Origin of the sequence: Tunicatimonas pelagia (assembly GCF_030506325.1) — a bacterium.
Taxonomy (GTDB): Bacteria; Bacteroidota; Bacteroidia; order Cytophagales; family Cyclobacteriaceae; genus Tunicatimonas; species Tunicatimonas pelagia.
On the sequence record NZ_CP120683.1, the window covers coordinates 1675041 to 1695510 of the forward strand.

At 44.0% G+C, this 20470-nt stretch carries 21 protein-coding genes; 16 read left to right on the forward strand and 5 right to left on the reverse strand.

The genetic code is table 11. The features are described 5' to 3' along the window. Positions 1-6: 6 nt before the first annotated feature. Positions 7-888 (reverse strand): bifunctional methylenetetrahydrofolate dehydrogenase/methenyltetrahydrofolate cyclohydrolase FolD, encoded by an 882-nt coding sequence (gene folD, locus P0M28_RS07030; RefSeq protein WP_302208996.1) that lies wholly within the window; start codon positions 886-888, stop codon positions 7-9. 391 nt (positions 889-1279) lie between these two features. Between folD and P0M28_RS07035 the strand changes: the two genes are divergently transcribed. Then, positions 1280-2407, forward strand: coding sequence for a Fic family protein (locus P0M28_RS07035; protein ID WP_302208997.1), 1128 nt, complete (start codon positions 1280-1282; stop codon positions 2405-2407). A 33-nt stretch (positions 2408-2440) separates the two neighbouring features. Here P0M28_RS07035 and P0M28_RS07040 read toward each other — a convergent pair whose 3' ends face one another. Both P0M28_RS07040 and lepA read right to left on the reverse strand, forming a co-directional pair. After that, complete coding sequence (locus P0M28_RS07040) at positions 2441-2641, reverse strand: hypothetical protein (RefSeq protein ID WP_302208999.1); 201 nt, start codon at positions 2639-2641, stop codon at positions 2441-2443. Positions 2642-2653: 12 nt separating this feature from the next. Beyond that, positions 2654-4456, reverse strand: a complete 1803-nt coding sequence (gene lepA / locus P0M28_RS07045; RefSeq protein ID WP_302209001.1) for a translation elongation factor 4 — start codon at positions 4454-4456, stop codon at positions 2654-2656. A 206-nt stretch (positions 4457-4662) separates the two neighbouring features. Here lepA and P0M28_RS07050 point away from each other — a divergent pair, with 206 nt between their 5' ends. The 6 genes from P0M28_RS07050 to P0M28_RS07075 all read left to right on the forward strand — a co-directional run bounded on the left by P0M28_RS07050 (position 4663) and on the right by P0M28_RS07075 (position 9829). Continuing rightward, a complete protein-coding gene (locus P0M28_RS07050) occupies positions 4663-4854 on the forward strand; it encodes a hypothetical protein (protein WP_302203706.1) in 192 nt (63 codons plus the stop codon). Between the two features lie 68 nt (positions 4855-4922). Next, positions 4923-5861 carry a hypothetical protein gene (locus P0M28_RS07055; RefSeq protein ID WP_302203705.1) on the forward strand — a complete coding sequence of 313 codons (939 nt, stop codon included), beginning with the start codon at positions 4923-4925 and terminating at the stop codon, positions 5859-5861. A 46-nt stretch (positions 5862-5907) separates the two neighbouring features. Next, positions 5908-6288 carry a DUF2237 family protein gene (locus tag P0M28_RS07060; RefSeq protein WP_302209003.1) on the forward strand — a complete coding sequence of 127 codons (381 nt, stop codon included), beginning with the start codon at positions 5908-5910 and terminating at the stop codon, positions 6286-6288. 490 nt (positions 6289-6778) lie between these two features. Next, positions 6779-7288 (forward strand): RNA polymerase sigma factor, encoded by a 510-nt coding sequence (locus P0M28_RS07065; RefSeq protein WP_302209006.1) that lies wholly within the window; start codon positions 6779-6781, stop codon positions 7286-7288. Further along, positions 7261-7887 (forward strand): hypothetical protein, encoded by a 627-nt coding sequence (locus P0M28_RS07070; protein ID WP_302209007.1) that lies wholly within the window; start codon positions 7261-7263, stop codon positions 7885-7887. Before P0M28_RS07065 ends, P0M28_RS07070 begins: the two co-directional genes overlap by 28 nt. Before the next feature lie 223 nt (positions 7888-8110). Next, positions 8111-9829 (forward strand): glutamine--tRNA ligase/YqeY domain fusion protein, encoded by a 1719-nt coding sequence (locus P0M28_RS07075; RefSeq protein WP_302209009.1) that lies wholly within the window; start codon positions 8111-8113, stop codon positions 9827-9829. Here the strand turns inward: P0M28_RS07075 and P0M28_RS07080 are convergent, their stop codons facing one another. Continuing rightward, on the reverse strand, positions 9830-10147 hold the full coding sequence (locus P0M28_RS07080; protein WP_302209011.1) for a hypothetical protein: 318 nt from the start codon (positions 10145-10147) through the stop codon (positions 9830-9832). Between the two features lie 564 nt (positions 10148-10711). After that, a complete protein-coding gene (locus P0M28_RS07085; RefSeq protein WP_302209012.1) occupies positions 10712-11029 on the reverse strand; it encodes a hypothetical protein in 318 nt (105 codons plus the stop codon). 1277 nt (positions 11030-12306) lie between these two features. Here P0M28_RS07085 and P0M28_RS07090 point away from each other — a divergent pair. The 9 genes from P0M28_RS07090 to P0M28_RS07130 all read left to right on the forward strand — a co-directional run bounded on the left by P0M28_RS07090 (position 12307) and on the right by P0M28_RS07130 (position 20374). Beyond that, positions 12307-12858, forward strand: a complete 552-nt coding sequence (locus P0M28_RS07090; RefSeq protein WP_302209013.1) for a hypothetical protein — start codon at positions 12307-12309, stop codon at positions 12856-12858. After that, a complete protein-coding gene (locus P0M28_RS07095) occupies positions 12827-13432 on the forward strand; it encodes a LytR/AlgR family response regulator transcription factor (protein ID WP_302209014.1) in 606 nt (201 codons plus the stop codon). Before P0M28_RS07090 ends, P0M28_RS07095 begins: the two co-directional genes overlap by 32 nt. Then, positions 13429-14172, forward strand: coding sequence for a LytR/AlgR family response regulator transcription factor (locus P0M28_RS07100; RefSeq protein WP_302209015.1), 744 nt, complete (start codon positions 13429-13431; stop codon positions 14170-14172). Before P0M28_RS07095 ends, P0M28_RS07100 begins: the two co-directional genes overlap by 4 nt. Before the next feature lie 121 nt (positions 14173-14293). Continuing rightward, complete coding sequence (locus P0M28_RS07105; RefSeq protein WP_302209016.1) at positions 14294-14716, forward strand: hypothetical protein; 423 nt, start codon at positions 14294-14296, stop codon at positions 14714-14716. Positions 14717-15121: 405 nt separating this feature from the next. Further along, entirely contained in the window at positions 15122-15256 is a 135-nt protein-coding gene (locus P0M28_RS07110) for a hypothetical protein (RefSeq protein WP_302209017.1), read from the forward strand. Between the two features lie 57 nt (positions 15257-15313). Next, the gene (locus tag P0M28_RS07115; protein ID WP_302209018.1) at positions 15314-16168 is read left to right on the forward strand and encodes a hypothetical protein; all 855 of its coding nucleotides are present in this window, start codon (positions 15314-15316) and stop codon (positions 16166-16168) included. An 82-nt stretch (positions 16169-16250) separates the two neighbouring features. Next, positions 16251-17255: a DUF4249 domain-containing protein gene (locus P0M28_RS07120; RefSeq protein ID WP_302209019.1), complete on the forward strand. Its 1005-nt coding sequence runs from the start codon at positions 16251-16253 to the stop codon at positions 17253-17255. Positions 17256-17285: 30 nt separating this feature from the next. Further along, a complete protein-coding gene (locus P0M28_RS07125) occupies positions 17286-17939 on the forward strand; it encodes a porin family protein (protein WP_302209020.1) in 654 nt (217 codons plus the stop codon). Positions 17940-17950: 11 nt separating this feature from the next. Then, entirely contained in the window at positions 17951-20374 is a 2424-nt protein-coding gene (locus tag P0M28_RS07130) for a TonB-dependent receptor (protein WP_302209021.1), read from the forward strand. The last annotated feature ends 96 nt before the right edge of the window (positions 20375-20470 follow it).

The following is a 20470-nucleotide window of genomic DNA, read 5'->3' on the forward strand; positions in this document are numbered from 1 at the left end:
AGTTCGCTATCGATATATCTCTTTCTTCGCCGCCAACATTGCATTGTAGAGCAACGCCGCTCGGGTCATCGGACCAACCCCACCGGGAACCGGAGTGATGTAGCTACATTTTTCAGTAACCTCCTCAAAGTGGACATCACCCACCAGCTTGTAGCCGCGCGGACGTTCGGGGGCATTCACTCGGTTAATACCTACGTCAATAACGACCGCCCCTTCTTTCACCATATCGGCGGTAACGAAGTGCGCTTTTCCAATCGCTGCGATCAGAATATCGGCCTCGCGAGTAATTTCGGCCATGTTTTTCGTTCGACTGTGGCAAATAGTTACGGTTGAGTTGCCCGGATTGGATTTGCGAGACATCAGTAAGCTCATAGGTGTGCCCACAATATCGCTTCGGCCAATAACGACACAATGCTTACTTTCAGTTTCAATCTGGTAGCGTTCTAGTAGTTGCATGATGCCCAGCGGAGTAGCCGCTACGTAAGATGGCAAACCTTTCGCCATTCGTCCTACATTGATTGGGTGAAAGCCGTCCACATCCTTTTCAGCTTTGATCGCGAAAGTGATTTTCTCGTCGTTGATATGGTTGGGTAAAGGCAGTTGTACAATAAAACCATCAACATCGGGATTATCATTGAGCTTGTGAACTTCCTGAAGCAATTCTTCCTCAGAAATAGATTCATCGAGGCGAACAAGGGTAGAATTAAAGCCTACTTGCTCGCAGTCTTTCACTTTGTTGCGGACGTAGGTTTCACTGGCGGTATCGTTACCCACTAACACCGCTGCCAAGTGAGGGACTTTTTTTCCTTCAGCTTTTAATTGATTCACTTGCTCGGTGAGTTCTTGCCGAATTTGCTGCGCTGTTTGTTTGCCGTCAATAATTGTCATAGTTGTGAAGTAATCTGAGTGTCGATAGAATTTCTGAAAGAAGTGCAAAAGTAAATATAACCCTACTGGCATCATAAAAAAGCTCTTGAAACAATCGTACTCCTGGTCTAGACATTACAAGAAGTCTAAAGAAAGTAAGTATTGATTTTCACGCAAACATTATTTCATAAATTATTTAATGTTTATTTGATTATTGACATTAAACTTGAGTCTACCAATACTATGAACATTAAATTTTCGTTCATTTAATGTTTGTTATAAAAGTAAACCTCAATTTAAGGTCGCAATAGCTTATAAGCATTAAATAGTTAATATTTTAATGCTTATTGGGAAAGTGAGCCTTAAATTAAGGTTCTATTAGACACTAAACATTAAAAAAGCATCAATAATAATGTCTGACCAAGCTTGGATTAATCCTGATCGTAACCAACCCTGGAATACTTTACCACCTCTACCTATCCCAAAAGAGCACTATCGGAATGTGAAAGTTCTCGAGCAGCTAGGAGAGGCCAAGGCATCTCTGGCTCGGCTACACGGTCGCAGTGCCGCCATTCCAGATCAAAAGCTACTGATTAACACCATCAGTTTGCAGGAAGCGAAAGCCTCTAGTCAGATTGAGAATATTTTTACTACGGACGATGAACTATACCAAGCGTTCAGTCAAAATGATTTACAGGAAACCTACGGAGCACCCAAGGAAGTATTGCGCTATCGCGAAGCTCTATGGAAAGGGTTTCACAGTTTAGAACAAAAGGAAGTTTTTGACCTGGACTATTTCATTCAAATGTACCGGGAAGTAAAAGAGGCGAAAGATGGGTTTCGTCCAGCCTTCACTCGTATCGTTATCCGGCAGGGAGGCAGTGGCATGAATGCCGGACAGGTGATTTACACTCCCCCCCGAGGCGAGGGTATTCTGGAAGAAAAGCTTAGTAATCTGCTGGATTTTATGAACGACGATCAGCAGTACGCTCTCGATCCTTTGTTGAAAATGGCAATCGGTCACTACCAATTTGAGGCGATTCATCCTTTTCGGGATGGAAACGGGCGAACGGGACGGCTATTTAATATTCACTACCTTACTAAAAAAGGCTTGCTTGATCTACCCATTCTATTTCTCAGTCGCTACATTATTGACCATAAAGATGAATACTACTATCTTTTGGCCGGAGTTTCTCAGCGGAGCAACTGGCAAGACTGGATTTTATATATGCTACAAGCAGTGCAGTCAACGGCGAACCTAACCTATCGTAAGATCAATGATATTTTACAGGCGAAGGAAGGCATCTTGCAGGCAGTTCGTCAGCAAACCCCAATTCAGCGACCGGAACAGATGATTGAAATGCTATTTACCCAACCCTACTCTACTGTGAAGCATTTTACTAGCGAGAACATTTACGCCGAAAATACCGCCCGCAGTTACCTCAACCAACTCACCGAACTAGGCGTGCTGGACAAACGAACTATTCAAGGCCACCATTACTACCTCAATATTGACCTGTATAATATTTTGAGTGAGTAGAAGGTAGGATTTAAAACTACTTGAGAGTACACTCTACTTATCTAACCGCTTTTCTATTGCATCCAAACGCTGACTTACCTTTTTCATATCCAATGTATATACGTCAATAAAAGCGTCTAAATCGTCGCCCACCTGCTGAACGGTTTCATCCAGTTTTATTACATGATCCCGCAGATAACTCATCTGAGCTTTCATTAAATTGACTGACCTTCTTAGCTTGTTTAGCTCTTCCATAATCGAGTAATTTTAATCCAACTTCAACACCGCCATAAAGGCTTCTTGGGGGATTTCTACGTTACCGACCTGACGCATTCGCTTTTTACCCTTTTTCTGTTTTTCCAGCAGTTTGCGCTTTCGGGAAATATCACCACCATAGCATTTGGCGATCACGTTTTTTCGCATAGCCTTTACTGTTTCGCGGGCAATGACTTTTTGACCGATAGCCGCCTGAATGGCAATTTCAAACATTTGGCGGGGCAGTAGTTCGCGTAGTTTCTCACAGAGTCGTTTACCCCACTCGTAGGCCTTATCGCGGTGAACAATAGCCGAGAGGGCATCCACTTTGTCACCGTTTAGCATGATATCCAACTTCACCATATTAGAGGTACGGTAGCCAATCGGGTGATAATCCAGTGAAGCGTAGCCCCGAGATATGGTTTTGAGCTTATCAAAGAAATCGAAGACAATTTCGGCTAATGGTAACTCAAAAGTTAGCTCTACTCGATCCTGCGTCAGGAACACTTGGTTTTTAATCACTCCGCGCTTATCCATGCACAGTTCAATAATCCCTCCGATAAATTGCGACTTAGTAATAATCTGCGCCCGAATGAAGGGTTCCTCAATACGGTCGAGAAAATTAGGTTCAGGCATTTCAGATGGAGCACTTACCGGCTGCATGGTTACTTCCGCATCGGACAGATAGGCATGAAAGCCTACCGAAGGGACGGTAGTAATGACGGTCATATTAAACTCTCGCTCCAGCCGTTCCTGCACAATCTCCATGTGCAACATTCCCAAAAAGCCGCAGCGAAAACCGAAGCCTAGTGCCGCCGAGGTTTCGGGTTCCCAAATCAGAGCGGCATCATTCAATTGCAATTTTTCCATGGATGCCCGCAGTTCCTCAAAATCGGAAGTTTCTACCGGATAGATTCCGGCAAATACCATCGGTTTTACATCTTCAAACCCACTCAAAGAAGTAGCCGGATTTTTCACGTGGGTGATTGTATCCCCAACCTTTACCTCGCTGGCAGTTTTAATACCCGAGATAATGTAACCTACGTTGCCCGCTTCGATCATTTGAGTTGGCTGCTGCTTAAGTTTCAGCACTCCAATTTCATCAGCTCCGTAGGTACGCTTGGTGTTGACAAACTTTACCTCATCGCCTTTATTGAGCTTACCGTTAAACACCCGAAAATACACTTCTACTCCCCGAAAAGAATTATAAACTGAATCGAAGATCATGGCTTGCAGAGGAGCATCTACATCGCCTTTAGGCGATTGAATTCGTTCCACCACCGCCTCGAGAATTTCGGGTACTCCCAAACCTTCTTTAGCACTTGCTAATAGAATATCTTCCCGGTCGCAGCCAATCAAATCAATAACCTGGTCGCTAACCTCTTCTACCATCGCTCCCGGCAGGTCAATCTTATTCAGTATCGGAATAATTTCCAGATCGTGCTCAATTGCCAAATACAGATTAGAAATGGTTTGGGCTTCCACGCCTTGGGCAGCGTCTACCACCAACAAGGCTCCTTCGCAGGCCGCAATGGAGCGCGATACTTCGTACGAAAAGTCGACATGCCCCGGGGTATCAATCAGGTTGAGAATGTATTCTTCTTCTTTTCCCCCCTTACTATAAGTATAGTTCATCTGAATGGCGTGGCTTTTAATGGTAATCCCCCGCTCTCGCTCCAGATCCATATTATCCAGCAGTTGGTCTTGCATATCCCGCTCATCTACCGAACCGGTTGCCTGAAGCAGACGATCAGCCAGCGTACTTTTCCCGTGGTCGATATGGGCAATGATGCAAAAATTACGGATGTTCTTCATAAGCTTCGTTCTACTGCAAATAATCGGCACCAATTGCCAATAATCGAATGTTCAAAAATAGCAATAATAGTTGGTGTAGTAACAAGGGTTAGGACGTATTTAGTTTAGCTAAAAAATGAAACTTTCAGCTTTCGACTTAAACTATTACTCTGGGGGTGTAGGACACGATTGTAAAGATGTTTAAATTTGGAAAAAAGCTACCCGTTATGGAGAAAAAAGATCAAGTATTACAAGCAAGACTGATGGAACGCATAAAAGTTTGGCAGCAGAGCCAAGAAGGGCAAACTAGTGGATACGAGTATGAGCACAGTTTTTCGGAGATGATGCGCCATCTAGGGCAGGACATTCTGCAAGCTAGTACGGGGGAGGAGGCAAATGCCAGAAAAAAAAAGAAGTAGCCACCAGTTTTGGAAAAATATCCGTTCCCAAACACCATGTGTTAGCTCAACATACCCCCCACTTTAAAATGAGTGCGTATTTGCAGGAAGTAAGTTGCTGGATAGGCCAGCAGCAGGTCTTTGATAAAAGTAGTGAAGCGATAGGTAAGTTACTACATATCTCAGTGAGTGACAAACAAGTAGAACGGCTCTGCCACCACTACGGACAAATGCTGGAGGAGCAACAAATCCAGGCCCTGGAGCAGGGGGAAACACACCGTGTTGATGCAAAACAGCAGACAGCCATGCACTATGTCATGGTGGACGGAGCGCAATTCTTGTTTCGGGAACAGGGCTGGAAAGAAGCCAAACTAGGCCGGGTATTTCCAGCATGCTCTTTATTGGAAGAGAGCCCTCAACGAAACTGGATCAAAGAATCACTTTATGTGGCCCACTACGGGGGGCATCGGGGGTTTGAAGAGAAAATGCAGTACTATATGGATGAGTTGAGCGATGTGGTGATTGTCGCTGATGGTGCCTCTTGGATATGGAACTGGGCCGAGGCTATGTATCCTGGGCAGCGACAGATACTAGATTTCTACCATGCGATGGAACATTTAGGCCACTTTGCCACCGACTACTTTAAAAAACCGCCTCAAGCCAAAGCCTGGATTGAGCAGCAGAAAACCTGCTTGTTGTCCGATCAGGTAGAGCAGGTCATAAAAGTCATCGAGGGGTTGCCCCCTAGTCGGACCATTCCCACAGAGCAAGCCAGAGTAGCCTTGATAAAGTACTATCAGAAAAACCAGAAACGCATGATGTACGGCACTTTCCAAGAAGAAGGATTACTAATTGGTTCCGGCCCTATTGAAGCAGCACACCGACATGTGCTACAGCAACGTTTAAAACTATCTGGGCAGCGGTGGACCGTTACCGGTTTCCAAGCAGTCGCTAACTTGCGAGCTACCGAGAAAAGTCAGCGATGGCAAAAAGTCATCGACTTAGTGCAACAAAAGATAGCCGCTTAACATCCGTGTCCTACACCCTACTCTGGTGTTGGGTTGAAAACAGCGTATGAGTGATAATAATGCAAAAAATGTGCTAGGTGACCCACTTCAGCTATGTAGTGAATCGCCTAAGACTGGTTTTTATCGTACCGGTTGCTGTGAGACTGGTCCGGAAGATAGTGGTCGCCACCTAGTTTGCGCCATTATGACTGATGAGTTCCTCCGATTTACCAAGCAACGGGGCAATGATTTGAGTACTCCGATGCCTGCTTATGATTTTCCAGGACTGAAAGCTGGTGACCGTTGGTGCCTCTGCGCTCTGCGGTGGAAAGAAGCTTTTGACTCGGGAGTGGCTCCCTTAGTAGTATTAGCCGCTACCCATGAAGCGGTTCTTCGCTATGTCTCCTTTGAAAGCTTACTAGCTCACGCTCATTTACCTGTAAACTAAGCATCTCACCTTCTTTTCATTTAATCTAATTTTTTCGCAAAAAATTAAAATTTATCACGTACTGAAAGACAGAAGTAGATTTTAGTAGGATAACTTTCTCAGGCTTTCATAACTTATCTTAAGTGGCGAAATAACCAGCAGCAGTATTAATAACTTTTCTTTTCGGCAACTAAATCGGTGATTTTCCCAATCTCCTAGGTTTTAAAGCAGTCATTCTTCATGTACCTTTTTACCCAAAAATGCTAAAAAACATTACAATAAACTTCATTTATGCTCTAAATATTACATGCTTTTTATCTTCAAAAACCTGCATTTATTTTAAGTAATCCTATTTTATTTCTGCCAAAGTAAGCCCTTTATCCCCATCAGAAATTACCATGTTAACCGTAGTCTTAGCCGAAGATTCTATTGGTAATCTTAATTTTTTTGCTGTACTCTGTCACTTTTATTCGCCATCGTTCACTAAGGTAGATAAAAGCTAACGCTCCGAATGTCGGAAAAGAAAGAAAGCCAGTTTGTGCAACTGCTAGAAGACAATAAGTATCGAATTCTTCGGATATGCCAGGTGTACGCTCAGTGTGCCGAGGACCAACAGGATTTGTACCAAGAAATAGTATTGGAACTATGGAAATCGTTTGATACCATCCACGACTTGGCCTATACCAACACTTGGTTTTTTCGGGTAGCCCTAAATGTGAGTATGCAATTTCGGCGAAAGTCAAGATTGCGGAAAAAAAGATCGATAGATAGCATTCAGTTTATTGCTCAGTCGGCAACTGCTCAGGAGAGTATAGAAAAACAGGAACTGAAAAATCAACTGTACGCTTGCATCGCCCTACTAGAGGAAAGCAACCGCGCCATTGTACTACTTCACTTAGAAGGTGTTGCTAATCAGCAGATTGCTGAGATTATGGGGTTAAGTGATAACCATACCGCCATAAAGCTCAAACGCATCCGAGAGAAGTTGAAAGTATGCCTAAAACAACAGGAAGTATGCTAGATCAGGAATTACAAAAGCTGTGGCAACAAGCTCCGTCCGAGATGCAAATTAAATTTAACCAATCAAAGCTGATGATTGACCTGGATCGTGATATACGAAAATTTGAACGCACTCTGTTCTGGCGGGATATTCGGGAAATTGTTCCGGCAGTGCTGATGACTGGATACTTTGGCAGAATAGTGTATTACGAACCTGACATGATTGCTAAAATAGGCTTTGGATTTCTTATCTTAGGATCGCTGCTCGTAATAGTTAAGCTGTTGGTAGTAAAACGGTTCAAAAGCAGTACACCATCAGATGCCCCCTTTCAAGATTACCTGAAGCAGAGATACCAGTATTTATCAAAGGAGAAACGGCTACTAGAAACCGTTTTATATTGGTATATCTCACCGTTTCTTATCGGCTACGCAATTCTAGGTTTAGGGCTGCCTCTCAATATTCCACATTGGGGTGCGTGGATCTTTTACATATTTTACTTAGCATTCGGATTTGGGGTCAGTTGGTTCATACGATGGTTGAACGACAGAGCGGTAGTCAATCAATTCAATCCAATACTTGAGCGAATAGAAAACACACTAGAAAACTTAGAGTCACCTTAGAAGATTATTTATCGTCTAAGTCTACCAATACTTGATTTAGTTCAGAACTGGTTCTCTTTCCAATTACTCCATCCTGGCTATCCTTCATTATCTTGGCAATCCTGGTACAAAAAGTAGATAAATCCCCAAGCTTTCTCTAATTTTGCCAAAATATTTTCAACCGGGATATGGATATACAGAACTGGTTACTGTCAATTATCCATTTTCAATTTTTACTTTATTGATGAGTCAGTTAGAAGAAAATACCTCGCTAAATTTTATAGAGCAAATCGTAGAGGACGACCTGGGCGATGGCAAAAACGGTAGTGTGATTCATACCCGCTTCCCACCCGAACCCAACGGTTTTCTTCATTTGGGCCATGCCAAATCGATCTGTCTTAATTTTGGATTAGCCCAAAAATACGGCGGAAAAACCAATTTACGTTTTGATGATACCAATCCGGTAACTGAAGATACTTCTTACGTAGAGGCTATCAAAGAAGATGTTCGCTGGCTAGGTTTTGAGTGGGAGGGCGAAGAACACTACGCGTCCGATTACTTTGATAAGCTATACGAACTGGCTGTAGAGCTGATTAAACGAGGTAAAGCCTACGTGGATGAAACTTCGGTAGATGAAATTCGGCGGATGCGGGGTACTCCTACCCAACCGGGTGAAGAGAGCGCGTACCGCAATCGCCCAACGGAAGAAAGCCTGACCTTATTTGAAAAAATGAAGTCCGGTGAACTTGCTGAGGGATCGCATGTGCTGCGGGCGAAGATTGATATGGCATCGCCCAACATGCACCTACGCGACCCTATTATGTACCGCATTCTGCACCACCACCACCACCGTACAGGCGATAATTGGCACATCTACCCCACCTACGACTGGGCGCATGGCCAGAGCGATGCTATTGAAAATATCACCCACTCCGTCTGTACGCTAGAGTTCGAGGTACACCGCCCACTGTACGACTGGTTCGTAGAGCAGATTGGCGAATTTGATCAAGAAATGGTTAATCCTCGCCCCCAGCAAATTGAATTTGCCCGTCTCAATGTGAACTACACCGTGATGAGCAAGCGTAAGCTGTTAGAGCTAGTGAATGAAGGCTACGTAAACGGCTGGGACGATCCGCGAATGCCTACCATTAGCGGCTTACGTCGGCGAGGGTATACGCCCGCTAGTTTGCGTAATTTTGCCGAGCGGGTGGGAGTAGCCAAGCGAGATAATATGATTGACCTGAGCCTACTAGAGTTCTGTATTCGGGAAGATTTGAATAAAACCGCTCCTCGGGTAATGGCAGTGCTTAACCCGATAAAGCTGGTGATTACTAATTACCCTGAAGGAAAAGCCGAAGATTTATCGGTAGAAAATAACCCGGAAGATGAGAACGGTGGCAGTCGAATCGTACCCTTTAGCCGGGAGTTGTATATTGAACGAGACGATTTTATGGAAGATCCCCCCAAGAAGTTCTTCCGCCTCGGCCCCGGTCGTGAAGTCCGCCTGAAAGGAGCATACATCATTCACTGCGACTCATTTGAGAAAGAGGAAGCAACTGGAGAGATTACAACCATTTATGCCACATATTTTCCTGACACTAAAAGCGGGGAAGATACCAGTGGTAAAAAGGTGAAAGGAACCATTCATTGGGTATCGGCACCTCACGCTGTAACCGCCGAGGTTCGTTTGTACGACCGTCTTTTCTCCGACCCCGAACCTACTAATCATGAAGACGATCAGGGTGAACCCATTGATTACAAGCAGTTTATCAATCCTGATTCGTTAGTAACGCTTGATAATGTACAAGTAGAACCAGGTTTAAAGAATGCCCAACCGTTTGACCGATTTCAGTTCATGCGAAAGGGCTATTTCTGCGTTGATTCGGACAGTAGTGAAGGGAAACTGGTTTTCAACCAGACGGTAACCCTGCGGGATAGCTGGGCGAAGAAAAGCAAAAAATAATCAGTAAAGGCTTTCATATTTCTCAGTGATGTAAGCGAAAGTTTCCTTTAGTTCGGCTGCCTCGCGTAAACAGTGCTGACGGTCTTCTTCGGTTAGATTAGGTTGCTGTAGCATACCCTCAATGCGACAGATTGCTCCCATAAATCGATGGTGGTTCAAATCATGTAGTAAACCTACGTGCATAGAGCGATAGCTTGGTCGCTTCTCTAAGTATCTCTTTTTGATTAAATGGATACTACTGTAGAATAAAGCGTAAGTACCTACCGTAGCCAGAACATCAACATACAAAGGAGTTACTTCCGAAATTGGAAACGACATATACACTATGTATATATTGTATATTAGTAATGCCGCTAGAATAAATCTCATTATATAATCCTTACTAGGCACAGTCATGGACCAAGCAATCAGTACTAGCAACGGAATAAGCAGAAGAGAAAAATTCCACCAGAAAGCAGAAAACTCTCCGTAATAATCAATCTTCAAGCTAGAAGGAAAAAAGCGCCAACTATTGTACAGTAGAGGGATTAGGAAAACTAAACTTAGGCATAACCACCTACGCTTATCTATACGAAGGAAATGGATACTTTGTTGTAGAGAGTTAGCCGTGGGGCGGTTGAGTACTTGCATAAGTCTGATGATGTGGTGTGAGGTAGAATAGTGTGGTAATGATAAGTAGCCCACCTATTAGATGCAAGTTTAAAGCAGAAGCATTACAGCAGTATTACACAGCTTTCAAAGATCAGATGCTTTGACAAAAGTAGCGCAGACCTCATCACCACACGGTGGACGAGGAAGTATGATAAGTGGGGTCGCCCGTAGTGTGAGATCGTCGGGCGCCGAGCGCTTCCTTCGTCGCGATGATGGTAGGGACGTCTATGTCTAGTCGATATTTTCGTATTTCTCTACGATGTAGGCGAAGGTTTCTTTAAGTTCATCGATCTCCTTCTTACAGACGTCGCGGTACGTATCATTCATATCCGACATATCAATCATACCCTCAATTCTACATACTGCCCCCATAAACCGATGATGATTCAAATCGTGCAGTAAGCCTACGTGCATAGAGCGATAGCTTGGTCGCTTCTCTAAGTATCTCTTTTTGATTAAATGGATACTACTGTAGAATAAAGCGTAAGTACCTACCGTAGCCAGAACATCAACATACAAAGGAGTTACTTCCGAAATTGGAAATGACATATACACTATGTATATATTGTATATTAGTAATGCCGCTAGAATAAATCTCATTATATAATCCTTACTAGGCACAGTCATCGACCAAGCAATCAGTACCAGCAGCGGAATGAGATGAAGGGAAAAATTCCACCAAAACATATAAAATTCGCCGTAATAGTCAATCTCTAAACTAGATGGAAAAAAGCGCCAACTGTTATAGAGTAAGGGAATTAAAAACACAAGTCCCAATGATGCCCATTTCCGTCTATCAGTCCGGAAGAAGGAAATGCTTTTGTTAAGGGGGCTTACAGCAGGTTTGTTAATTACTTCCATAGACTTATTGAAGTACAGTTGCGACATAGCTTTAGTTTTAGCATCTTGGTAATTATAGAATGTATTTACGCGAAAAGCAAATTTACACTTTGGTTACATTTAATTTAGCTTTTCGATAAAATCTGCCTGTTTTTACTGGGCAACAGCAAAGTAAAGTACTGCCCTTATACTTTAATAGTAGCCCTGTTCTTACACACGTAAGGTTTCAAATATTTGAACTGTTATTTTTCTGAAAATTAATATCAAATTTGTTACGTATTCTTACGCGTGTACTATTTTTTACAAAACTTAACAAAAATCTTTGACTATGAAAGCTATTGCTAGAAATCTCGGACGATTAATTATAGTCGCTGCTATTCCCGTTATGCTGATGGCCAGCTGTGAAAGTGATTTGGTAGAACCAGAAGCAGGCCCTCCTAAGAGTAAGATGAAGATAGATCCTGGTAGTAGATAAAATGTCTGCTTCATGCTGTCTAAATTTATCTTTAGCTAATCTGGCGTGCCATTTTGAGATAGTAAATGAGTCCCTAGTAGGTAGACCATCTAGTTAGCAATACTGGACTAATCTTAGAACCAGCCTACGAAATACCGTAAGATGGTCTACTTTCTATGGTTTACGACTTCAACTACATTGGCCACACTTTTGGTGCGAAAAGCAAACTGTTAGCCAATCTCTTTCCCAATTTTTCGTATCTATTGGGCGAGAAAAATAGCAAACCCTACTGTATTGTCTTTAGTGTAGGTTAAAGCGGGCTTGTTCATAAAAGTTGCTATTTGCTAATCAAAGACGCTCTAAGCTGTTCCCCCGTAGGGATTTTGTCGTATCTCCATAACAAGATCCCTGTGAGGTGGTATTAGTTGAGTGGTTCTTCTTTTTATAGAAAGGCTACAGCTCAAATATTGCGTAGCTCAGAAAAACTTACCACATTGTAGGTACTATTTACCTCAACCGACCCCTGCTACGTATGTTAGCTACCAAGCCTCTTCCTTGGAAAGTAAGTGCCCACACTACGCTTTCCGGTTCACCCAAAGTACCCGACTCAAAGTCATCATTTATTGTTGACCACTTCCAACCATCGAGTCTACTTCAGCTACGTCATACTAGCAGACTCACTAATGCTGTTGTTACTATTGGTACCGCTATTATATTACTATATCTTACCCCGGTATCCTTTTCTTCGCTTCACGGGGCTTTTCCGTTAAATGTTGTAGTACTAGCCCCGCTGTACGTAGTAGGCCTCTTGGTGATCACGGCGGTGCTGAGGCTTGGCTACAAGACTATTGTACTGTGGGCATCGGTATTGTTGCTTATGGCGTATATGGGGTACATCCCATTTATCTTCGATCTAAAAAACGTTACTATCACAAATCACTGGCAGCTAGGGAGTTATCAAGTAGCTACGCTTATGTATCTGCTTACATTTGCCGCCGCCTGGTCTCTGACGACCAACGGTATAGCTGCCTACTTCGCCTCCAAGCTTAACTATGGTACTCAATTGCGTAATTGTCGAGGATAATCGGTATATCTTAGAAGAGCTAGCGGAGTACTGCCAGGAGAGCGGTGTAGCAGAGGTGAAACTGGCTACTATTAATCCGGTGGAAGCGTTGGAGTACATACAGGATAAAACGCTTACCGTAGATTTGCTACTGACTGACATTAATATGCCCCTGATGAGTGGGTTTCAGTTGATTAAGTCGGTTGCTCGGTCTTATGATGCCCTTTCACCCAAATTTGGGATTATCACTGCCTACACGCACTACACCGCATCGGATACTCCCACTACCATCGCCGCATTCATTTACAAACCCTTTACGCAAGCCGATATTATTACTGCCCTGGAAAATATCCGGGAGCAACTGCTGGCAACTGGCAGGTTGCGATACGCGGCGTTAGGAACCAGTGCCTACGATTGCTTAATGAGTATTATCCAGCGGCAAGATGTTGTTGAGTATTTGTATGAGACCGAACGGTTTGTCTTCAGCCATGAGGACTTCGCTATTCTTTGTGATAAGTTTACCCACTTTACCCTAGTCTATCCGAATTTATTAATTAACCCAACCTACTCAAATAGAGTAAAAGGTAAACTATGAATCAATATTCCTGCGTACTGGTTGAAGATAATCGCGACCAACTGGAAGAGTTAACCGAAATTGTAAGTTCGGTCTGCCAAGTAAAGGGGGCATTCTCTGACCCAACGCAAGCTTTGTCTTACATTTTGCGGTCTGCCCCTGATGTTATTATTCTCGATCACCATATGCCTACGCTAAGCGGATTGGATATATCGCTACAAATTACCCAAGCTCGCTTGGATTCACTAATCATATTCCTGACTGGCGACCGGGGGATAGCAGTCTCCGCAATAGGCGAAGCCAATGTGATTGACTTTGTTGAGAAACCGTATACGCCCCCTCGGGTACTTAAAGCAATAAGAAAAGCTGAGTACTTTTTATCATACCCCACCGCTAATTCTTCGTTATTTTCAGACGATCACCTTATCCACTACGAAAAAAGAAAAGGACTTACCAAAATACAATACATTAATCATAGAGATATACTGTACATTGTCTCGGATCATAACTACTGCAATATTGTAACCGACCGAGGGCAACACCTTGAACGAGCCAGTATCAGTTCGTATAATTTTCTAACAAAGAAATACCCATTTTTTATTCGCTATCGTAAAGGGGGTATTGTTAATCTGCTGGAGGTTACTGCCTACAACAGCTCGGAGCTGATGATGAGCAACGGCGATAAATTAGCAATTAGTGGCTCAATGTACGGTAAATCTTTTCTATCGCAACTAAAAGAGTTCCTCAAAAGCTCCCACTGAGTTTTTACCACCAAACCGCCATTTTTTCCCTAGTTGGCTTAGCGTTTTTACCATTTCTGCTTTTGGTTTTGCCCCGCCAACTCTTTCGCTGCATCTTGTGGGGCTATTGCTCCAACTACTTATGAATTCAGATTTCATCCCGGCTCTGCTACAACTAATGAACACCTACTTCAACCTTCATATTTCCCAGTCTTATCAATTAAGACGTACTCTTTCCAAGCGTGAAGTTGACCCAAATGCCGTCACTGCCCCGCCCTATTTCGTAGCAGTTCAGCAGTGGCTCCACCGCGAGCACGGCTACCAATTCAACCCTGGTGACGCAACTTTTATTCAATTTAATCCGAACAAGGCATCCGTAGGAGAATCTACTCAAGCCATTGCAAGTGCTTTGTGTCAACTTAGCGAAAAATTCTGGCAACGGTTCCAACAGCAGCAGGGAAAGGAATCAGAGCCACCCGATTACTTTGTTACCGTACTAGATTATCTAGAAACTCAGTATCACGTATGGTTTTCCTACGAAAGAGGCCTCTTTGTAGAGATATAGCCCCCCGAAAAAACTTCTCAAAAACCTCCGCTAGGTTTTTACCACCAATCCGCTACTTTATCCCCAATCAGTACAGTGTTTTTACCATTTGTATTTTTTGTCTTGCCTAAGCGGCTACTTCACTGCACCTTAGAGATGATAATTATCACTTAACCCCTTATTAAAAAGTACAGAAAGTAGTCACCACAAAAGAGGCCGGTCTGCCTAGGGCGAACCGACCTCCAGCCTTCCCCGCTAAAGTGGGAGAAAACTTATACTCAATGCATTAACGAAAACTGTAATGAAAAATTTCTAAAAACCTCAATCTGGGCAGTATTTGCCCTCAGCCTTGGTGCCCTGTTTTACGCCTGTTCGCAGGACGACCTCACCGAAGCTTCCTCAACCGCCATTGAGGATGACTTTACGGTGCGGGTAAAAAACGGCTACCTAGAATTTAAAGACCAAGCTACTTTTGATGAAATCAAAAAATCACTGGAAAATGCCGACCGCGAAACAATGGACGCTTGGGAAAGCCAATTTTCCGGATTCACCTCGCTATGAAGCATAGAGGACAAGGCAGAAGATGCTCAGGAAGCCTGGTTTCAGGAGCTAGGTAATATGAGCGAAGAAGATCGTAATCTGCTAGCACAAGGGGATAGTGACTTCTGGTACTCCGATTATCTGAAGGAAAATACGGATCTTTTTATCTTGCAAGATAGTGGTATGTATACGCTTAATACTTATAGTTCTCAAGCCGATTTGCTTACTTTCTTAAATAGGGACTTTGTGTATAAAGTAGGGGATGAAATAAGAGTCTATCAGGAGGGTGCATTCAAGACTATTTTAGACGGTGATGATGAAAAGATAAAATTACTAGGTGGTATTGATGAGAACAATGAAGAGCTAAGAATTAGCGTAGCCAAACATGCTGTACTACCGTTCAAAGATATTGCAGCAAATGGTCGTCAAGAAGTAGAGATTTTCGCTGACAAATACGGATCGACGGTAAATACATGTGGGCATTCGGTTGGTAGTAGACGTAAGCAAGACCGTGTACATGCTGAGATATACGTTAACAGATGGACGGTCACTAATCAATTTACCAAAGAGAAATACTACAAATACGTGCTAGAGGTAGAGCTTATCAACTGGCGCAAAGATGGGCTTTTTGGTGGCTGGACTAGAAAAAGAACCCATTCTCTTAAACTACTAGGTAATTTAGATGTACTTGTAGAAACTGGGAATTTTTGGGGTGATTCATATTCAGGTAGTTATGATGTTGATATTAATACAGGTGGCAGGCTTATGGCTAGAATAAGAACTTCTATGGATTTAATAGATGATGTTACTGGTACTCTTGAACCCGAGTTCTACGCCGGCGGAATTCTAAATGCATACGGTCGCGGTGGTACCCGATGTGGTGACATTGGGACTGACAACGATTGTAGAGATGGATGTGATATTTGGAATTAAGCATTAGCTTTATGTAGATTTTACCGTAGACGTTCATTCTTTTGCCAGAGTGAGCGTCTACATTTTTCTTATCGACTTAAAAATGAGGATTTCTACCACTATCATTCTGGTATTATTCATAAGCTGTACCCAAGAACTAGATATAGCCTTACCGACTGCCCCACCGCAATTAGCACTCAACAGCTTACTACACCCCGATAGTATCATACGAGTATCGTTAACCACTACACTTTCTTCATCCGTTAATTCTACAGACTTCCCGATAGTGGACGATGCATTAGTACAACTGTATGAAAACGACGAGTTACTTAGTGACCTTACTTTTCAAGATAGTGTATACGTATTGGATTACTATCCAAAAGCAGCACAAAAGTATAGTGTTGTAGCGACTGCCCCCGGTTATCCAGTAGTGCGAGCCTCAGACATAATGCCCCCTCCTCCTAATGTTACAATATGTACTCAGGAGGATACTGCTGACCGCTATCCATATCGCAACGGAATTATGAATGTAACTATTCATGACTCTCCTTTGGGGAATGACTTCTACTGGTTCCACAATGTTAGCTACAGTTATGTAGTAGATTCGTGTTTTTGGAACCTGAATAAACGAGAGAGGGATTGTGTCTTTGAGGAACCTCTTCGGTTAGCAGGTTCCAGTACGGGCTACTATTACTCTTATTCCCCTGTTCCTGATCGGTTTAATGCTTACGTAGATAATACGATAGGTGGAGTAACTACTTTTGAGTTCTATATTCGGGTAGATGATATAACACAGAACGGTGAGGATATTACATTTGAGCTCGCTTCAGGACATGGTTTCCCTAGTAAGGAAGAGTTCTTTCGTGAAGATTTTCACGAAAGCTCCTATAGCACATTATATACAACCAACGCTAGCCAGCATTACGATCGTTACTTAAAATCTAGTATTACCTATTCACTAAACCGCAGCTATAACGAAGATGAAGATTTAGGGTTCAAGCCCTTTGTGCAATTTAGTCAGGTATACTCTAATGTAGAAAATGGAATAGGTATCTTTGCGGCATACAACACCACTGACCTAGACATTGGTAGTTACCCTTGCGAATAAATTTTTATACAACCCTTTAATCAATCAATTATGAAGAAGTTAACTTTACTTTTATTATTCAGCTTGCTAGCCAGCTCTAGCTTACTTGCTCAGGTGTCCATTGGGGTAAAGGCAGGTGGGGCGCTTGCGGGGCAGACAAATGAGGGGGTTGGCCTAGGCGAAGGTGAGTTTGCTAAGCTCACCTATCTAGGTGGATTCTTTGCGTCGGTTCCCATTACTGAAAATGTTAGCCTTCAGCCGGAAGTGTTGTACAGCAATAAAGGAAGTCAAAGCAGTGGTGGTAGCATCAATCTACGCTATAACCTTCACTATCTCAGCATCCCCATTATGCTCCAGTACAGGGTGCTGGACAGGGTATTTGTAGAATTAGGTCCCGAATTTGGCTATCTGCTGGGCACGGGCACGAATCTTAATAATGATGGCTTCGGCGGGTCGTTTTCAGACAATCCTTCCTTCGACGAGCAACTACTAGCTTCATACCGAGACTTGGATGTAGCCTTCAACGTAGGAGTAGGCTACGCCCTTTCAGACAGATGGTTAGTGAATTTACGCTACAACCTAGGATTACGTGATATTTCCGATGATTTCACTTATGACCTCGTTGGGCAAGATGGATCAATCGTGATTGCCAACTCCACCTACAACCGTAGCGTACAGCTTTCAGTAGGTTATCGGATTTTTTAATACCAACCACCATGAACGTCATCGCGAACGAACGTGAAGCGATCTTCCCTTTAGTAACCTCGCTATTTGTATACGGGAGACTGCCGCCGGGCGGCCCCGTTCGTCGCTCATACTCCGCTTCTCGCAGTGACGGTAATTGTTGGTTAATGGCTGTATTCCTTCTGATACTTAGTAATCAACCTACTCTTGCCCAAACCCATACCATCAGTGGCTACGTAACCGATGCCGAGAGTGGGGAGAAGCTCATCGGGGCTTCGGTCTACTTACCTACACTAGGCAAAGGTACCACTACCAACCTCTACGGCTTCTACAGCCTACCCCTGTCGGGGGATTCGGCTACCGTCACTTTTTCCTACATCGGCTACGCCCGCCGTACCGAAACCCTAGCATTGAGGCAAGATACCCGGCTGGATGTAGAACTCTCTTCTAACACCCTGCTAGAAGAAGTAGAAGTGGTGGCTACCCCCGAAGAGAATGTGGTAGATCAAGTGCAGATGAGTGTCCACAAAATCCCCATGCAAACCATTGAGCAAGCCCCAGTACTGGGTGGGGAAACCGATATTCTCAAGACGCTGCAACTGCTACCCGGGGTCAGTTTTGGCAGCGAAGGTTCGGCCGGACTGTACGTGCGGGGTGGTAGTCCTGACCAGAACCTCATCCTATTGGATGGCGTGCCCGTCTACAATGTCAACCACCTGTTCGGATTCCTCTCCGTCTTCAATACCGATGCTATTAATAACGTAGAATTGATCAAAGGCGGTATTCCGGCTCGCTACGGCGGTCGGCTTTCATCGGTGCTGGATATTTCCATGAAGGAAGGCAACCTCAAAGAAAGCGGTGGCGTGTTTGCTATTAGCCCCATTGCGGCTCGCTTCACTTATGAGTCCCCCATTAAGCGCGATACCTCTTCGTTTATCATCTCCGCCCGGCGTACCTGGCTGGACGTAGCCTCGGCGGTGGCTTCGCTGCTCGATGACCGTACCTTTGGCTACAACTTCTACGATGTGAATGCCAAGTACAACCACAAGCTCAACCGCAACAACCGGGTGTACCTCAGTTTCTACACCGGGCGCGACCGCTTCTTTGATACCTTCAATGACGGCACGGACCGCTACACCTTCAACTTCCGTTGGGGCAATCTTACTTCAGTACTACGCTGGAATCATATTTTTAATCCTAAACTGTTTAGCAATATCTCAGCCAGTTACAGCACTTACAACTTCTTTCAGGAATACCGGGTAAGGCAAGAAGGTACAGATTTCTTCAACCTGTCCCGTTCCCGCATCCGTGACCTGAAGCTGCAAGCCGACTTTGATTATGCCCCTGCCCTGTCGCACAGCATTAAGTTCGGGGGGATGCTCTCGCGCCAACGCTTTGAGCCCGATGTAGTGCAGGTAGTCAATGCCAGTACCGATACTACCTTCAACAACCAGACCTTCATTAATTCAACCAATATTGAGGTGTACGCGGAAGATGAGATCAGTATTACCCGCCAGTTGACCACCAATGTAGGGCTACGTGCTTCGGGCTTCTGGGTGAATAGCGAAGCCTACACCAATCTACAGCCTCGGCTAGCCATGCGCTACTTAGTCAGTCCCAGTTTATCAGTGAAAGTATCCTACACCTACATGGTGCAGTATTTGCACCTGCTGACGAATTCTTCACTGGGCTTGCCCACTGACCTTTGGGTTTCTACGACTGAAAACGTTGCCCCCCAACGTTCGGAACAAGTGGCTGCGGGTATTGCTAAGTCGTTAGTACGCAACCGCTACGATGTGAGCCTGGAAGGCTACTACAAACGGATGGATAACCTGATTGCCTACCGTGATGGGGCCAGTTTCTTGTTTCAAAATGGGGAAACTTGGGAGAACAAAGTAGTGGCGGGCAATGGCGAGTCCTACGGGGCCGAACTGTTCATTAACAAAAAACAAGGCAAGATTACGGGGTGGCTGGGTTACACCCTCTCGTGGACGTACCACTGGTTTGATGCCATTGATGATGGTAGGCGGTTTCCCTTCCGCTACGACCGTCGGCACGACCTTTCGCTACTGGTCAATTATCATCTGCCGAAAGACCGTACCCTATCGACTACGTTTGTCTATAATACGGGCAATGCGGTGAGTATTCCTACGGCACGTTATCAAGGCATTGCCCCACCGGGTTGGGAGTATGAGCGGTTTTACCAACAAGCGTTTGATGATCGGTTGCTGTTAGACCAGCGTAACAACTTTCGGGCACCTGCCTACCATCGGTTGGATATTAGCTATCAGCGTACCAAGTTAAAAAAGAAAGATCGGCAGCGCACCTGGATATTCTCGCTCTACAACGCCTACAACCGCTTGAACCCGTACTTTCTCTATGAACAAGATGGAAGACTCAAGCAATACAGCCTCTTCCCCATCATCCCATCCATTACCTACCGACTCGAGTTTTGATTGGCGCGTACTAAAATTAATCCCTTATCACATTATAGTTTACACTCATCAATTCCGTTAACCGGTACAAGCCCGAGCAAAGTAAACCTACTTATA

Coding starts and splice junctions, on each gene's coding strand:
- folD (WP_302208996.1), bottom strand. CDS start 888: ATGACAATTATTGACGGCAAACAAACAGCGCAGCAAATTCGGCAAGAA.
- P0M28_RS07035 (WP_302208997.1), top strand. CDS start 1,280: ATGTCTGACCAAGCTTGGATTAATCCTGATCGTAACCAACCCTGGAAT.
- P0M28_RS07040 (WP_302208999.1), bottom strand. CDS start 2,641: ATGGAAGAGCTAAACAAGCTAAGAAGGTCAGTCAATTTAATGAAAGCT.
- lepA (WP_302209001.1), bottom strand. CDS start 4,456: ATGAAGAACATCCGTAATTTTTGCATCATTGCCCATATCGACCACGGG.
- P0M28_RS07050 (WP_302203706.1), top strand. CDS start 4,663: ATGGAGAAAAAAGATCAAGTATTACAAGCAAGACTGATGGAACGCATA.
- P0M28_RS07055 (WP_302203705.1), top strand. CDS start 4,923: ATGAGTGCGTATTTGCAGGAAGTAAGTTGCTGGATAGGCCAGCAGCAG.
- P0M28_RS07060 (WP_302209003.1), top strand. CDS start 5,908: ATGAGTGATAATAATGCAAAAAATGTGCTAGGTGACCCACTTCAGCTA.
- P0M28_RS07065 (WP_302209006.1), top strand. CDS start 6,779: ATGTCGGAAAAGAAAGAAAGCCAGTTTGTGCAACTGCTAGAAGACAAT.
- P0M28_RS07070 (WP_302209007.1), top strand. CDS start 7,261: ATGCCTAAAACAACAGGAAGTATGCTAGATCAGGAATTACAAAAGCTG.
- P0M28_RS07075 (WP_302209009.1), top strand. CDS start 8,111: ATGAGTCAGTTAGAAGAAAATACCTCGCTAAATTTTATAGAGCAAATC.
- P0M28_RS07080 (WP_302209011.1), bottom strand. CDS start 10,147: ATGTCGTTTCCAATTTCGGAAGTAACTCCTTTGTATGTTGATGTTCTG.
- P0M28_RS07085 (WP_302209012.1), bottom strand. CDS start 11,029: ATGTCATTTCCAATTTCGGAAGTAACTCCTTTGTATGTTGATGTTCTG.
- P0M28_RS07090 (WP_302209013.1), top strand. CDS start 12,307: ATGTTAGCTACCAAGCCTCTTCCTTGGAAAGTAAGTGCCCACACTACG.
- P0M28_RS07095 (WP_302209014.1), top strand. CDS start 12,827: ATGGTACTCAATTGCGTAATTGTCGAGGATAATCGGTATATCTTAGAA.
- P0M28_RS07100 (WP_302209015.1), top strand. CDS start 13,429: ATGAATCAATATTCCTGCGTACTGGTTGAAGATAATCGCGACCAACTG.
- P0M28_RS07105 (WP_302209016.1), top strand. CDS start 14,294: ATGAATTCAGATTTCATCCCGGCTCTGCTACAACTAATGAACACCTAC.
- P0M28_RS07115 (WP_302209018.1), top strand. CDS start 15,314: ATGAGCGAAGAAGATCGTAATCTGCTAGCACAAGGGGATAGTGACTTC.
- P0M28_RS07120 (WP_302209019.1), top strand. CDS start 16,251: ATGAGGATTTCTACCACTATCATTCTGGTATTATTCATAAGCTGTACC.
- P0M28_RS07125 (WP_302209020.1), top strand. CDS start 17,286: ATGAAGAAGTTAACTTTACTTTTATTATTCAGCTTGCTAGCCAGCTCT.
- P0M28_RS07130 (WP_302209021.1), top strand. CDS start 17,951: ATGAACGTCATCGCGAACGAACGTGAAGCGATCTTCCCTTTAGTAACC.